The following is a 14,874-nucleotide window of genomic DNA, read 5'->3' on the forward strand; positions in this document are numbered from 1 at the left end:
GCTGCGATGATGCAGGCGAGCGAACAGCAATTGAATGAGGCGAGGGCAGCGCGTGCCGCGTACCGGGCGGGCGAGGTGCGACCCACGAGTGGCGTCGCTCACGGGCTCGTGCAGGCGAACCTCATCTCGGTTCCGGCCGACTGGGCGTACGACGTGCTGCTGTACTCGCAGCGCAACCCCAAGCCGTGCCCCGTGCTCGAGGTGCTTGATGCCGGGGCCACCGAGTCGAAGCTCGCGCCCGGCTCAGACCTGCGGGTCGACATTCCCCGCTACCGCGTGTGGCGCGACGGCGAGCTCGCCGAAGAGGTTACCGACGCCTCTGAGGCATGGCGCGAGCACCCCGACCTCGTGTCGTTTCTTATTGGCTGCAGCTTCACCTTCGAGGCCGGGCTCGTCGACGCCGGGATCCCCGTGAGGCACGCCGATATTGGGCGCAACGTTCCCATGTACCGCACGAACCGGGCATGCAACCCTGCCAGCCGCCTGCACGGTGAGATGGTCGTCTCGATGCGCCCCATCGCTGCCGACCGGGTGGCCGACGCGGTGCAGGTTTCGGGCCGCTACCCCGCGGTGCACGGTGCGCCCGTGCACGTGGGCGACCCTGCAGGGCTCGGCATCGCCGACATCATGGCGCCCGAGTTTGGCGACGCCCCTGAGATTCGTGACGGCGAGGTGCCCGTGTTCTGGGCGTGCGGCGTGACTCCGCAGGCCGCGATCATGGCGTCGAAGCCTCCCTTCGCGCTGACCCACGCCCCGGGCTACATGTTCGTGACCGACGTGCCCGACCTTGCCTACATGGTCTGACCCGGGCCTGCTGCTGCCCGGGGCTCATGTTCCCGGTGTTTCGCGCGGGCAGGGGGCGCAGGCAGGGGGTGCAGGCACGGGGCGCAGGCCCCAGGGCGCAGCACAAGCACAGGCCGGGCCCCACCACCCCTACCGGCCATACCCCCGCTCCCGTACCATGGAGGCATGCAAGCAAGCGCACCGAAGCACCGGGCCGAGCCCTACGACGTCGTTGACCTCATCACCGCGAAGCGTCACGCGAAGGCGCTCGACGAGGGCGAGATCGACTGGCTGGTCGACGCCTTCACGCGCGGGGTGGTGGCGCCCGAGCAGATGAGCGCGCTCATGATGGCGATCGTCATTCAGGGCATGAACCGTGACGAGATCAGGCAGCTGACCGCGGCGATGATCGCGTCGGGCGAGACCATGGATTTTGGGGTGCTCGGCAAACCCGCGATCGATAAGCACTCGACCGGCGGCGTGGGCGACAAGATTACGCTGCCCCTCGTTCCGCTCGTCGCCTCGTTTGGGGTCGCGGTTCCGCAGCTCTCTGGCCGGGGGCTCGGGCACACGGGCGGCACGCTCGACAAGCTCGAGAGCATCGCCGGGTGGCGGGCCGACATGACGAACCCCGAGATTTACGCGGCGCTCGACGAGATCGGCGGCGTGATTTGCGCGGCCGGCACGAGCCTCGCTCCGGCCGATAAGCGCATGTATGCGCTGCGCGACGTGACGGGTACGGTCGCGGCGGTTCCGCTCATCGCTTCGTCGATCATGTCGAAGAAGATCGCCGAGGGGGCGGGTGGCCTCGTGCTCGACGTGAAGGTCGGCTCGGGCGCGTTCCTGCCCGAACTTGACGAGGCGCGCGAGCTCGCGCAAACGATGGTCAACCTGGGTGCTGACTCGGGCCTCGAGACGGTCGCGCTCATCACCGACATGGATCAGCCGCTTGGTCGCGAGGTGGGCAATGCCAACGAGGTGCGCGAGTCGCTCGAGGTGCTCGCTGGCGGCGGCCCGAGCGATGTCGTCGAGCTCACGGTCGCCCTCGCCCGCGAGATGCTCGCGATGGCCGGCAAGCTCGATATTGACCCGAGACAGGCGCTCGCCGACGGGAGCGCGATGGACGTGTGGAACCGGATGATCCGCTCGCAGGGTGGCGATCCGCAGGCTCCGTTGCCCGAGGCGAACGAACGTGAGGTCGTGCGTGCCACGCGCGGCGGAACCGTGCAGCGCGTCGACGCTCGAGCCGTGGGGGTCGCGGCATGGCGGCTGGGCGCCGGGCGTGCGCGGCCGGGCGACCCGGTCGATCACGCGGCGGGGGTCACGGTGCACGCGAAGCCGGGCGACCTCGTGGCGGCGGGAGACGTGCTCTTTACGCTCGCCTGCGATAACGCTTCGCGCATGCAGCGCGGCATCGACTCGCTGGCCGAGGCGTGCGAGATCGGCGACGCGGCGCACGAGGCTGGCCCCATCGTGCTTGAACGTGTGACCGCAAACGGGCGCTAGTTCGAGCGTGGAGGGATCGCTGATGCTAAATGAGTACCGACTTGAGGCGGGTGCCGCGGTAAACCTGACTGAACTGCCTCTGCGGTTTGAGGTGCTGCCGGGCAACGAGGTTCGTGAGGGTGCTCCAGCGACGGGCCTGTGCGAAATTGATGCGGGGCCTGGCCTCGACATTGGGGTGTGGCACATGACCGAGGGCACTGCCGTTGATGTCGAAGAAGACGAGTGTTTTGTTGTGCTCACTGGACGCGCCACGGTCATGATCGAGGCTGGCGATAGCGGCGAAGCACGCACGCTGGAGCTGGCTCCCGGAACACTTGGTCGGCTCGTCGCGGGCATGAAAACCGTGTGGATCGTGCACGAGAGTCTGCGCAAGCTGTATCTCTCGCCTGTCGCCTAGCACCGCGCGCTCGCGAGGGCTACAGTGAGGGTATGGCTTTCATTGAAGACCTCCCGAAAGTTTCCCTTCACGATCATCTCGATGGCGGCCTGAGGCCCGAGACCATCATTGACATTGCGACGAGGGAGGGCATTGCCCTGCCCGCGGGCGATCCCGACGCGCTCGCCGACTGGTTTCTTGAGAGTTGCACGGGTGGCGATCTCAGCGAATACCTGAAAACCTTCGAGCTCACGGTGAGCGTCATGCAGACACCCGAAGATCTGCGGCGGGTTGCCTACGAGTTTGCGCTCGACCTCGCGAGCGACGGCGTGATTTACGCCGAGGTACGGTGGGCTCCAGAGCAGCACACGCGGGGTGGGCTGACGCTGCGAGCCGCGGTCGAGTCGGTGCAAACGGGCTTTGATGACGCGATGGCCGAGCTGCGCCAGGCGGGCGAGAACCTCAGGGTTGGGCAGATTCTCTGCGCCATGCGGCACGAAGATCGCAGCCTCGAGGTCGCCGAGCTCGCGCTGCAGTATCGTGACGCGGGCGTCGTGGGCTTTGATCTCGCCGGCCCCGAGGCTGGGTTCAGCCCCGAGCGCCACGCCGAGGCACTCGCTCTGCTCGCGCGAAACCACTTCCCGGTCACGATTCACGCCGGTGAAGAGGGCGAGCTCGACTCGGTGAAGGATGCGGTGTTTCATCGCGCTCTGCGCCTCGGGCACGGCACCCGCCTCGCGAACGACATCGAGGTTGAGGCAGAGCACGAGGGCACGCTCACGGTCATTCTCGGTAGCACCGCACAGTGGGTGCTCGACCGGGGCATCGCGATCGAGTGCTGCCCGACCTCAAACCTGCAGACGAGTTCGTCACCGTGGGGTGACGAGATCGAAGACCATCCCTTCGACGTGTTTTATCAGCTCGGCATGAAGGTCACGGTGAACACCGACAACCGGCTCATGAGCGACACGACGCTCAGTGCCGAGCTCGCCCTGCTCGTCGACGCCTTCGACTACACGATCGACGACCTATACGAGTTTCAGAAGAACGCCGCGATGGCAGCGTTCATCACGCGCGAGGAGCGCCTCGAACTTGTCGAGCAACTCGCCGAGGGCTTCGACGCGTTCGAGGAGTCGAACTAGCGGCGCTGGTCACGCTTGCAGCATAAACGCGATCGCGAAGATCACGGGCAGCGAGGCGAAGGTCGTGATGAACACGATGTTGCGCACGATGAGTTCAGACTTGCCGTAGGTCGCGGCGTAGTTATACATGTTTTGCGCGGTGGGTAAGGCCGAGATGACGGTCGCGGCGAACACCGAGTGGGCGTCGAGGCCGAGCACGGGGCCAGCGAGCACCCAGGCGAGTAGCGGGGCAACGAGGGTTTTGAGCAGGGTCGCGAGCGCGACGATGCGCAGTCCCGTGCCCCGTTCGAGCATCTTCTGGCCGTGAAATGAGGCGCCGAACGAGAGCAGCACGAGCGGAATCGCGGCGCCGCCAATCATGTCGACGGGTGCCATGATGACCTCTGGCACGGTCCATCCGGCGAGCGAGACGATGACGCCCGCGCCCGTACCAATGATGATCGGGTTCGTGAGGGCGCGGCTGAGGGCGACCCAGGCGCCACGGTTCGATCCGCGGGTTGCCTCGAGCACCGCGAGAATCACGGGGGCAAAGAAGACGACCTGCATGATGATGAGCGGCGGAACGTACGAGATCTCACCGATGACGTACATGCCGACGGGCAGGCCAATGTTGTTGACGTTGCTGTAGCCGCTTGAGGCCGCGCCAAGCGTCGTCGTCGCCACGTCGGCGCGGGAGAAGAGGCGTGACCCGACGACGAAGAGTACGGCCATGGTGATCGCGGTGATCGCCGAGACGAGAATGACCGGCGACACCATGATCGCGAGATCAGAGTGTGAAACGATGCTGAAGAGCAGCGCGGGCGAGGCCACGTAGAAGGCGACGCGGTTGAGTACGAGCCGGTTTTCGCCGCTCACGACCCCGGTTTTCGCCGCGATGAACCCGGCCGCGATCACCACGAGGATGATCGCGAAGCCGGTTGCGACGCCCTGCATTACAGGCCGAGGGTGGTGATGACGGCCTGCTCGAGCGCCCGCAGTGCCGCTTCGGCAGAGGCGGTGCGTGAGGCGGTGTCGCCCTCGTCGCTAAAGGTGTCGAGGTAGAGCTTGAGCTTCGGCTCGGTGCCGCTCGGGCGAATCATGACGCGTGAGCCGCCCGCGAGGTCGAATCGCAGCACGTCGGCGGGCATCTCGGCCATGCCCGGCTCGAGCAGATCGGTGAGGCGCTCGACCGCGGCTTCGCCGAAGGCCTGAGGCGGATCATTGCGAATCTGTGCCGCGAGAGCGCCGACCGCTTGCGCACTCTCGAGCCGCACCGTCACCTGCGTTGAGGCGAAGCAGCCGAACTCGGCGGTTGCGCGCTCCAGCTCGTTCCACACGGTCTCGCCCTTGGCGTGAAGGTCGAGGGCGAGCTCGATGAGGTCGGCGCTCGCGGTGATGCCGTCTTTATCGCGCACCATGCCGGGGCGGGTGAGGTAGCCGAGCGCCTCTTCAAACCCGAACACGAGATGGGGAACGCGGCTCACCCACTTGAAGCCAGAGAGCGTCTCGGCGTAGTCGAGGCCGTAGCGCTCGGCGACCTTCATGAGGGCCGGTGACGAGACGATCGTGCAGGCGAGTGAACCCTTGGTGCCGCCAGCGGCCGCGAAGCGCTGGGCCGCCTGCCAGCCGAGCACGAGGCCCAGCTGGTTGCCGGTGAGGCGGCGGTAGCCGGTCTCAGACCCTTCGAAGGGCAACGCGATCGCGAGGCGGTCGGCGTCGGGGTCGTGCGCGATGATGAGGTCGGCCTGCACCTCCCGTGCCCGCTCGTAGGCGAGGTCGAGGGCTCCTGGCTCTTCGGGGTTCGGGAACGAGACGGTCGGGAACGCGCCGTCGGGCTGGTCTTGCGCGTCAACGACCTTCACCTCGGGGTAGCCGAGCGCGCTGAACAGGGCCCTAGCGGTCGCCGAGCCGACGCCGTGCATGGCGGTGTAGACGATGGTGAAGGAATCGTCGCTTGGCAGGCGGTCGCGGGCTGTAAGGCCCTCGGCCGCGGCGCTCACGTAGGCGTCGATGATCTCCTGGCCCGCGCGCTCGTACTGCGGCAGGCGCACGACGTCGCTGAGGGGCTTCGCGGCGACCTCGTCAATGAGGGCTGCGATCGCCGCATCATCGGGTGAGGTGAGCTGTGATCCGCCATCGGCATCGCCGAGGTACACCTTGTAGCCGTTGTCGCGCGGTGGGTTGTGGCTCGCGGTGATCATGACACCGGCCGAGGCTCCCAGATGGCGCACGGCAAAAGCCGTCACGGGAGTGGGCAGAGGGCCGGGCAGCAGAATCGTGCGGAAGCCGGCGCCCGCAAACACCTCGGCGGCGTCGCGCGCGAAGACATCAGAGAGGGTGCGCGCGTCGAAGCCGACGACGACGGTCGGGGTCTCGGCAGTCTCGCCGCGCGCCGCACGCTCGGCGAGAAACTTGGCGAAGCCGGCGCTTGTCTGAATGATGACCTGACGGTTCATGCGTGCGGGCCCCGGCCCAATCTCACCGCGCAGCCCGGCGGTGCCGAAGGTGAGGCGCGTGCCGAACTGGTCGACAATCGATTGCGCGGCCTCTTCAACGCCCGTGGGAATGAGGTTGATGGTCGCCTCGACCTCCGCCTTCGTTGCCCGGTCGGGGTCTTGCGCCGCCCAGCGCTCTGCAATGCTCATCGCGCGGGCGAGTTCAGAGTTCGAAAACGTCATGGCTGAATTCTACCGGTTTGCGAGGTGGCGCTCTGAGAAGTGTTGAGAGAGGCGGTGTGCGTGCTCAAGCAGCAGGTTGCCGAGCTCGGGCCTGCGATCGGGCGAGAAGCGGCTCTCGATGCCCGTGAGGCTGAGCGCCCACGACGGCTGACCCGAGGGGCCGAACACCGCGGCGCCCATGCCCCAGCTGCCCTCGACGATGAGCGCGGGGTTGACAGCGTAGCCGTTGAGCCTCGTCTCGGCGATGCGCTCCCGAATCGCCGCTTGGCTGTGCTCCGGCCCGTACTGGCCCGCGAGGTCGGTGGTCGCGAGGTAGCGGTCGACGGTCTCTTCGGGCATGAACGAGAGAATCGCGAGGCCGGCAGAAGCGACGCCGAGCGGAAATCGTTTGCCCTCGAAGAGCACGAATGAGCGGATCGGAAAGCTGCCGTCAGAGCGCAACATGCACACGGTCTCGTTCCCGCGTCGCATCGAGAGGAACGCACTCTCGCCCGTCGCTTCAGAGAGCGCAGTGAGGTGGTGCCTCGCGATGTCAGAGACGTCGTAGCGCTCGGCGGCAACGTTGCCCATGAGGTAGATCTCTGGCCCGAGAAACCAGCGGCCTGTCTGCTGGTCGCGGTCGATGAAGCCCTCGTGCGTGAGCGAGGTAAGTAGGCGGTGCACGGTCGTTCGCGCGATGTCGGTGCGCTTGGCAACCTGCGAGGTGCTGCAGCCCTCTGGCATGCTCTGGCTCACGAAGCGCAATACCTCTGCGACGCGACCCACCACCTGGGCCCCCGCGATGGGCGATCCCGGCACCTGTTGCGACCTGTTCATCATGTGGACAAAGATACACAATGAAGCCATAAAATGATCGCTTTTGTCGCCACCGGCGCATCTACTTGAGATATTTCGGCTGAATATCTAGCCTGAAGCTACGTGTGGCGTGTGACCACAATGTGAACGAAAGGGCGGGTCTATGGCGACAAAGCAGTACGACGAGGCTCGCAGCGCGCTTGAAGGGCTCGTGCACGACGGCATGATCGTCGCGGTTGGCGGTTTTGGCCTGAGCGGTATTCCCTCGAACCTCATTCGGGCGCTGCGCGATACCGGGGCAAAAGACCTCACGGTCGTCTCGAACAACATGGGTGTTGACGGTAAAGGCCTCGGCCTGCTGCTCGAGAATCAGCAGGTCTCACGGGTGCTCGCCTCATACGTGGGCGAAAACCAGCTGTTTGCCAAGCAGTACCTCGATGGCACGCTCGACGTCGAGTTCGTGCCGCAGGGAACCCTCGCCGAGCGACTCAGAGCTGGGGGAGCCGGCATTCCCGCCTTTTACACCCCAACGGGCGTCGGCACCCCGGTTGCCGAGGGCAAACCCGAGGCGGAGTTTGACGGCAAGCGCGTCATTCTTGAGCGCGGCATCGTCGCCGATCTCGCTCTCGTTCGAGCTCACACGGGTGACACCGAGGGCAACCTCAGGTACCGGTTCACTGCGCAAAACTTCAACCCCCTCGTCGCCATGTCGGGTCGAGTTACGGTCGCCGAAGTCGAGAACCTGGCCACCGACTACCTCGATCCGCAATCAATCAATACCCCCGGCGTCTTTGTGCAGCGCTTCGTCGTCGCCGAAGACCAGACGAAAGACATTGAGCAGCGCACCACCCGGCCACGGGCAGCGGCGCAGACGGAGCGTGCATAGTGTGGAGCCGTGACGAGATGGCCGCGATCGCGGCCGCAGAGCTTGAAGACGGGCAGTACGTGAACCTCGGCATCGGCATTCCGACGCTCGTGGCCAATCACCTGCCCGACGGCGTTTCAGTCATGCTGCAGAGCGAGAACGGGATGCTCGGCATGGGGCCTTTTCCGTTCGAGGGCGACGAAGACGCCGACCTCATTAACGCCGGCAAGCAAACGGTGACGCTCGTTCCCGGCGCCTCAATTTTTGACTCAGCAACCTCGTTCGGCATGATTCGCGGTGGCCACGTGCAAACCGCGATTCTCGGCGCGATGGAGGTTGCGGGCAACGGCGACCTGGCCAACTGGACGATTCCCGGCAAGCTCGTGAAGGGCATGGGCGGGGCGATGGATCTCGTCGCCGGCACCCCTCGGGTCATCGTACTCACCGACCACGTCGCCAAAGACGGGTCGCCAAAGGTCGTGACGCAATGCTCGCTGCCGCTCACCGGTGCGGGCGTCGTGAACCGCATCATCACCGACAGAGCGGTGTTCGATGTTGAAGAGGGGGGCCTCGTGCTCAAACGCATGGCCCCAGACCAGACCGTAGACAGCCTGCGCGAGCTCACCGGCGCATCATTTCAGGTGGCACTCGAGGAGAACATACGATGACCGCACTGATCGCAGGCTACGCCCGCACCCCCTTCACCCGTTTTAATGGCCAGCTCGCCTCGCTCAAGGCGACCGAGCTCGGGGCCCACGCCGTTCGCGCCGCGCTTGAGAACGCCGGCGTCGCGGCGGCCGATGTCGACGCGGTCATCGCCGGGCAAGTGCTACAGGCGGGCGCGGGGCAGAACCCAGCCCGCCAGACCGCGGTCGGCGCCGGCATCTCGTTCGACGTGCCCGCCATGACGATCAACGCCGTGTGCCTTTCGGGGGCCGAGGCCGTGACGCAGGCTGCGCGCCTCGTGAACGCCGGTGAGGCCGACGTGGTCGTCGCCGTGGGCCAGGAGTCAATGTCACTCGCGCCCCACGTGGTCGGCATGCGCGCCGGGCACCGCTACGGCAACGCGACACTCATCGACACCGTCGAGCACGACGGACTGAGCGACGCGTTCGGCCGCATCTCGATGGGGCAGCTCACCGAAGAGGGCAACGCGACGCTCGGCCTCACCCGTGAAGAACAGGACGCCCTTTCGGCCCGCTCGCATCAGCTTGCTGAGGCATCGGCCGAGCTCACGGCGGGCGAGATCGCTCCCGTCACGATCAGCTCGCGCCGCGGCGACACCATCGTTTCGGCCGACGACGGGATTCGCCCCGGCACCACCGCCGAGACCCTCGCGGCACTGCGCCCAGCATTTACCGCCGGCGGCTCAGTGACCGCGGGCAATGCCTCGCAAATCACCGACGGCGCCGCCGCCGTGATCGTCGTGAGCGAGGCCGCCTCGGCACGCCTCGGCCTCAAGCCGATCGCCGTGATCGAAGCGCACGCCCTCGTGGCGGGCCCCGACACCCACCTGCACTCGCAGCCCTCGCGCGCCATCGAGGCGGCGCTCGGCCGCGTCGCGGGCGGCGCCTCAGCGAGCGACCTCGCCGTCGTTGAGATCAACGAGGCCTTCGCGCAGGTCGTGCTCCAGTCGACGCGCGACCTCGGCATCGCCCCAGAGATCGTGAACCCCCGCGGCGGCGCCATCGCCCTTGGCCACCCGATCGGTGCCTCGGGTGCGCGCATCGTCGGCTCGCTCGCACGCCAGCTCGCAGACCTCGGCCCGGGCAAGCTCGGCGCCATCGGCATTTGCGGCGGCGGTGGCCAGGGCACGGCGCTCGTGCTGCGCTCACTCTAGCGGCGACTTGCTCTAGCGGCGACTCGCTCGCGCAGGCCTTACGGGGTCGGCGCGAGCGGCCGCTGTGAGCTGTAGGCGGTTATCGCAGCCGATCCGCGACCCGGCGTGCCTCGCGCAGCCCGCTCTCGATCGCGCCGTCAATGAAGCCACCCCACAAATTCGCGTTGTCGGTCGTGGCAAAAAACACGTCGCCGTGCGGCTGCTGTAGCTCGGCGAGGTCACGGGTCAGCTGGCCTGGGCGGTGAGTCATCCACGTCGTGCGCGAGAGCGGATCGGCCATCCAGTCGTGGGCCGTCGCCGCGAGCACCTCAAGCCCCGGACTGATCGCGTCGACCGCTCGCTGCACCGCCGAAAGATCGCTCACGTCGAGCGCGGTGTGATCGGGGCCGAAGCCCACGAGCACCGAGCGGTCATCGCCGATGAACTCGCTCTTGAGCACCGAGATCGGGTGCTGCGGGGTGGCGTAGCCGAAGAATCGGGGCAGGGATCCGCGCACCTCGATCCACACCTTGGTGCCCTGCGAGGCCACCGTTTCGCGGTTTTGCCGCTGCCACGCCTCGGGAAGCTCAGGGCTGAACTCGATGCCGGTCACCGCGTTCACGGGCAGCGTCGAAACCACGGCGCGGGCGTGCACCTCGTGCCCCTCGGCCGTCGTCACGATGACGGGGTGCGTGCCCTCGCCGCCCCGCTGCACGACCCGCGTGACGGTGGCGCCAAGGCGTATTTCGCCGGGAACGCTCTCGGCGATGCGCGCCGTCCAGTCGCTCATGCCGCCCACCACGCGGTAGGTCGCCGAGGCCTCGTGCATGAGCTGCCAGTGGCCGCCCGTCGCCGACACCCAGCGCAGCGCGCTCGAGAGCCCCGTCTCGTCGAGCGGAGCGTTCACGTGCCCCACCCACACCGACTCGTTCGCGCTCTTCGCCTCGGCCGGGAGCCCCAGCTCGTCGATGCGGTCTTGAATCGTGAGGTGGTCGAGCTCGGCAATGCTGCCGCCCGTCGGGTCAACCCCGCGGGGCATCACCCGCTCCACATCGTCGACGATGAGCTGCTGCCCCGGGCTGATGAGCTCCATGAACTCGTCGAGCGTCGCCACCCGCGGCTCGCCGCCTTCGCCCAGCCACCTGGCCTCTTCGGCCGCCGGGCTGCGCACGATCTCGCGGCCATACCGAGTCATCTCGGCCCACGTGTGCGGCTGCACCCAGTGCACCCAGGTGCCGCCGAGCTCGAGGTCGTGCCCCAGCCGGTGGTCGGTCCAGGTGCGCCCGCCGACCCGGTCGCGTGCCTCGAGCGTGAGCACCGTGTGCCCGGCGCCGCCAAGTTCCCTCGCGGCGATGAGCCCGGCGAACCCGGCCCCAATAACGACGACGTCGACCTGTTCGACTGGCATGCGCACTCCTTCGTGGTGGGTTTCGTTCTAGGGTGTCACGTTTGGGGCGCGGCCGCTACGGTGCGGGGGTGCGGCTGCTGCCGCTGCTTGCTCGGGTCTGCCGCCGCCGCGGTGCTCGCCGCTCGCGCCGACGCCAAACTCGTTCACTTGACGCAAAGCAGGGTGTTTCGGCCCAAACACCCTGCTTTGCGTCAAGTAGATGCCGAAAGAGGAGACATCAGTGGGGCCAAGCGCGACCCGAACCCGCGCACGCCCAATCCACTTGACAGAAAGCAGGGTGTAAACGCGAAAACACCCTGCTTTTCGTCAAGTAGATCGCAGAAACAGTCGGCCAAGGCGGATCGCGCCAGCAGTACCCCCGTGCAGCCCGCAGCAGCGCCCGCACGGATCGCGCCAGCCCCCGAGACTCAAGCGGATCGCGCCAGCGCCAGCCACCGAGCGGATCGCGCCAGCCCGAGGCCCGAGCGGATCACGCCAGCGCCAGCGCCAGCCCCAAGACCCGAGCCGATCGCGCCAGCGGCGCCCCGCCCCAGCCTCTACAGCTTCGCGACGACCCCAGCCAGCAGCTCGCCGAGCGCGCCCTCCGAGGCCTTGCCGACCTCGATGACCTCGGCGTGGCTGAGGGGGTCGGCTGCGAGGCCCGCGCCCGGGTTGGTGATGAGCGAGAAGCCGAGCACGCGCATGCCGGCCTCGCGGGCGGCGATCGCCTCGAGGGTCGTTGACATACCGACCGCGTCGCCGCCGGCCTGGGCGAGGTAGCGCACCTCGGCGGGGGTTTCGTAGTGGGGTCCGGGCATCTGCACGTAGACGCCCTCGGCGAGCGTGGGGTCGACCGAGCGGGCAACGTCGCGCAGTTCGGCGTCGTAGAGGTTCGTGAGGTCGACGAAGTTGGCGCCCTCGATGGGCGAGAGGGCCGTCATGTTGAGGTGGTCGTTGATGATGATGGGGCGGCCGGGGGTGTGCTCGAGCTTGAGCCCGCCAGCGCCGTTTGTGAGCACCATGATCTCGGCCCCCGCGGCGGCTGCTGCGCGCACCCCGTGCACGACCGAGCGCACGCCGTGGCCCTCGTAGAGGTGGGTGCGGGCGCCGATGATGAGCGCGTGCTTGCCGTTTGCGAGGCGAATAGAGGTGAGCGTGCCCGAGTGGCCGACCACGCCAGAGGAGCGGAATCCGGGAACCTCTGCGGCGTCCATAACGGCGACGGTTTCGCCGATGAGTTCGGCTGCTTTGCCCCAGCCTGAGCCGAGGGTGAGGGCGATGTCGTGCTTGGCGACTCCGCTGAGTTCGGCGATGCGTGCTGCGGCCTGCTGGGCGAGGGCTTTGGGGTCGTTGTTCGTCATAAAAATAGTGTGCCACACCCGCGTGAGCGAAGGGCGGCGGGCGAGAAAAAGACGGGGGCGGATCGGGGCAAGCGTGTCGCCACGCGCCCCGATCCGCCCCCGTGAGTGAGAAGCTAGGCTTTCTTGAGCGCTTCGCCGAGCTTGACGCGCTGGCCGGTGCGCAGAATCGATCCCTCGTAGATCTTCGCGCTCAGCCAGACGGCGATGGCCGTCGTGGCGAGAATGATGCCGAGTGATGCGATGGGCTCCCACCACATGGCGTCGCCGTAGTAGAGGCGCATGGGCATGCCGACGGGGGCCGAGAATGGCACGTAGCTCATGATGGTGAGCACGGTCGGGTTGTCGAAGAAGAAGATGATGAGCATGTACGGAATCATGATGAGCATCATTACGGGCGTCGTGACCGATGCGGCATCTTCGAGGCGTGACACGAGCGAAGCTGCCGCGGCATACATCGTGGCGGTGAGCAGGAATCCGAAGATGAAGAGCACGCCGAACCAGATGAGTGATGAGCCGAGGGCGCCGAGCAGCAGGTCTTGGCCGGTCGCGAGCATGCCGACCGAGACGAGGGCCACGGCGATGGCGACGGTCGCGAGGGCGAGCAGGCTGTTGCCGATGACCTTGCCGGCGAGCAATACTCGGGGCTTCACGGTTGCGAGCAGAATCTCGATGATGCGGGTCTGCTTCTCTTCGATGACGCTCTGCACGATGGTGTTGCCGAAGGTCATCGCGGTGATGAAGAAGACGAGGCCGAAGCCGATCGCGAGGAAGTACGCGATGAAGTCGAAGCCGCCGCCGTCACCGTTGAGAAGGGTGACCTCTGGCTGGATGCTCAGCAGCTGCATGATGAGGCCGGGAGGCTCCTCGTCGGCGATCACGTGCATGCCGCTCGCGACGCTCGGGTCGAGGTACACGGCCGCCTCGACGTCGCCCGACTCGACGAGGGCCTTCGCCTCGTCGGTTCCCGCGGTCTCGGTGATCTCAATGAACGGCTGGTCGAGCTGTGCGAGTGACGAGACGGCGGTTTCTGGAATCGCGACCCGTGTCACGTCGTCGCCGGAGTTCTTCGAGACGAGGCCCGAGATGACGACGCTCGCGAGAATGAGCACGAGCATGATGACGATCGATGAGACGAAGGCCTTGCTTGAGAGCCGCGTGCGAATCTCTCGCTCGGCGACGAGCCAGGTCTGTTGCATGGGGTTCTGAGTCACTGGGTTACCTCCCTGAAGATTTCGGCGAGTGTTGGCACGACCGGGGCAAACTGGCGCACGTCGCCGCGTGTGAGGGCCTCGCGCAGTACGCTCTGGGCGGTGCCAGGGGTCGTCTCGGTGAAGCGGGCGTAGCCGCCGTCGAGGTGTTCGAGGGTGACGGCTTCGAGGTCGCCGACCCAGCCGGCATCGGCCGCCTCGCCCTCGAGCTCGATTTCGTAGGTTGGCTGTGCGTGCCGCGTGCGCAGCTCTTCGCGTGAGCCCTGGGCGAGCACGGTGCCGCCGCCAATCACGACGACGTCGTCGCATAGGCGCTCGACGACATCGAGCTGGTGCGAGGAGAAGAGTACGGGAACGCCCTTGGCAGCGTAGTCGCGCAGCACCCCGAGCACGACCTCGATCGCGTAGGGGTCGAGGCCAGAGAACGGCTCGTCGAGCACGAGTACCTCGGGCTCGTGTACCAGGGCTGCGGCGATCTGCACGCGCTGCTGGTTGCCGAGCGACAGGCTCTCGATGATGTCACCGCCGCGCTCTTCGAGGCCGAGGCGCTCGAGTAGGCTTTCGGCATTGCGCTTCGCCTGGTTGGTGTCGACGCCGTGCAGCCGTGCGAGGTAGACGAGCTGGTTCAGCACCTTCTCTTTGGGGTACAGTCCGCGCTCCTCGGGCATGTAGCCGAACCGTGCCCGCTCGCTCGGCGTGATGGGGCTGCCGCCCACGAGCACCTCGCCAGAGTCAGCCTCGAGCACACCGAGAATGATGCGCATGGTCGTCGTCTTGCCGGCGCCGTTTGAACCGACGAAGCCGGTCATGCGGCCGCCCTGCACGCTAAATGAGACATCGTTGAGTACCTGGCGGTCGCCAAAGCTGCGGTTGACCGAGCGAATCTCAATCATGAGCGCTCCCTTCGAATCTGGTTCATCATGCAATACACGCTACGGGCCAGGTGGGGTGTTTGCCCTCCCCTGAGCGGCTGAA

The 14,874-nt window shown here is 66.9% G+C and carries 14 protein-coding genes; 7 read left to right on the forward strand and 7 right to left on the reverse strand.

The window, feature by feature from the left end; genetic code table 11:
* Positions 1-6 precede the first annotated feature (6 nt).
* The 4 genes from KTJ78_RS06430 (at position 7) to KTJ78_RS06445 (ending at position 3,807) form a co-directional block, all read left to right on the forward strand.
* Positions 7-804 carry a putative hydro-lyase gene (locus KTJ78_RS06430; protein WP_254259446.1) on the forward strand — a complete coding sequence of 266 codons (798 nt, stop codon included), beginning with the start codon at positions 7-9 and terminating at the stop codon, positions 802-804.
* Between the two features lie 165 nt (positions 805-969).
* Positions 970-2,289 carry a thymidine phosphorylase gene (locus KTJ78_RS06435; protein WP_217133747.1) on the forward strand — a complete coding sequence of 440 codons (1,320 nt, stop codon included), beginning with the start codon at positions 970-972 and terminating at the stop codon, positions 2,287-2,289.
* Positions 2,290-2,311: 22 nt separating this feature from the next.
* The gene (locus KTJ78_RS06440) at positions 2,312-2,686 is read left to right on the forward strand and encodes a cupin domain-containing protein (RefSeq protein WP_217133750.1); all 375 of its coding nucleotides are present in this window, start codon (positions 2,312-2,314) and stop codon (positions 2,684-2,686) included.
* Positions 2,687-2,718: 32 nt separating this feature from the next.
* Entirely contained in the window at positions 2,719-3,807 is a 1,089-nt protein-coding gene (locus tag KTJ78_RS06445; RefSeq protein ID WP_217133752.1) for an adenosine deaminase, read from the forward strand.
* Between the two features lie 9 nt (positions 3,808-3,816).
* Here the strand turns inward: KTJ78_RS06445 and KTJ78_RS06450 are convergent, their stop codons facing one another.
* The 3 genes from KTJ78_RS06450 to KTJ78_RS06460 are packed head-to-tail and all read right to left on the reverse strand — an operon-like array spanning position 3,817 to position 7,283.
* Complete coding sequence (locus KTJ78_RS06450; protein WP_217133759.1) at positions 3,817-4,740, reverse strand: AEC family transporter; 924 nt, start codon at positions 4,738-4,740, stop codon at positions 3,817-3,819.
* Positions 4,740-6,464 carry a phospho-sugar mutase gene (locus KTJ78_RS06455; RefSeq protein ID WP_217133761.1) on the reverse strand — a complete coding sequence of 575 codons (1,725 nt, stop codon included), beginning with the start codon at positions 6,462-6,464 and terminating at the stop codon, positions 4,740-4,742. The genes KTJ78_RS06450 and KTJ78_RS06455 overlap by 1 nt, the downstream gene beginning before the upstream one ends.
* 9 nt (positions 6,465-6,473) lie before the next feature.
* On the reverse strand, positions 6,474-7,283 hold the full coding sequence (locus tag KTJ78_RS06460; RefSeq protein WP_369808008.1) for an IclR family transcriptional regulator: 810 nt from the start codon (positions 7,281-7,283) through the stop codon (positions 6,474-6,476).
* Positions 7,284-7,422: 139 nt separating this feature from the next.
* Here KTJ78_RS06460 and KTJ78_RS06465 point away from each other — a divergent pair, with 139 nt between their 5' ends.
* Genes KTJ78_RS06465 through KTJ78_RS06475 form a run of 3 tightly spaced genes read left to right on the forward strand, consistent with a single transcriptional unit; the run spans position 7,423 to position 9,964 of the window.
* Complete coding sequence (locus tag KTJ78_RS06465; RefSeq protein WP_217133763.1) at positions 7,423-8,145, forward strand: CoA transferase subunit A; 723 nt, start codon at positions 7,423-7,425, stop codon at positions 8,143-8,145.
* On the forward strand, positions 8,142-8,792 hold the full coding sequence (locus KTJ78_RS06470) for a CoA transferase subunit B (RefSeq protein WP_217134006.1): 651 nt from the start codon (positions 8,142-8,144) through the stop codon (positions 8,790-8,792). The genes KTJ78_RS06465 and KTJ78_RS06470 overlap by 4 nt, the downstream gene beginning before the upstream one ends.
* Positions 8,789-9,964 carry an acetyl-CoA C-acyltransferase gene (locus tag KTJ78_RS06475; RefSeq protein ID WP_217133765.1) on the forward strand — a complete coding sequence of 392 codons (1,176 nt, stop codon included), beginning with the start codon at positions 8,789-8,791 and terminating at the stop codon, positions 9,962-9,964. Before KTJ78_RS06470 ends, KTJ78_RS06475 begins: the two co-directional genes overlap by 4 nt.
* Positions 9,965-10,043: 79 nt before the next feature.
* Here KTJ78_RS06475 and KTJ78_RS06480 read toward each other — a convergent pair whose 3' ends face one another.
* The 4 genes from KTJ78_RS06480 to KTJ78_RS06495 all read right to left on the reverse strand — a co-directional run bounded on the left by KTJ78_RS06480 (position 10,044) and on the right by KTJ78_RS06495 (position 14,792).
* Complete coding sequence (locus tag KTJ78_RS06480; RefSeq protein WP_217133767.1) at positions 10,044-11,351, reverse strand: flavin monoamine oxidase family protein; 1,308 nt, start codon at positions 11,349-11,351, stop codon at positions 10,044-10,046.
* 536 nt (positions 11,352-11,887) lie between these two features.
* The gene (locus tag KTJ78_RS06485) at positions 11,888-12,691 is read right to left on the reverse strand and encodes a purine-nucleoside phosphorylase (protein ID WP_217133769.1); all 804 of its coding nucleotides are present in this window, start codon (positions 12,689-12,691) and stop codon (positions 11,888-11,890) included.
* 113 nt (positions 12,692-12,804) lie between these two features.
* Positions 12,805-13,902: an ABC transporter permease gene (locus tag KTJ78_RS06490; RefSeq protein WP_369808009.1), complete on the reverse strand. Its 1,098-nt coding sequence runs from the start codon at positions 13,900-13,902 to the stop codon at positions 12,805-12,807.
* Positions 13,899-14,792 carry an ABC transporter ATP-binding protein gene (locus tag KTJ78_RS06495; protein WP_217133771.1) on the reverse strand — a complete coding sequence of 298 codons (894 nt, stop codon included), beginning with the start codon at positions 14,790-14,792 and terminating at the stop codon, positions 13,899-13,901. The genes KTJ78_RS06490 and KTJ78_RS06495 overlap by 4 nt, the downstream gene beginning before the upstream one ends.
* Positions 14,793-14,874 lie beyond the last annotated feature (82 nt).

The sequence above is a fragment of the Leucobacter chinensis genome, assembly GCF_019049105.1.
GTDB lineage: Bacteria > Actinomycetota > Actinomycetes > Actinomycetales > Microbacteriaceae > Leucobacter_A > Leucobacter_A chinensis.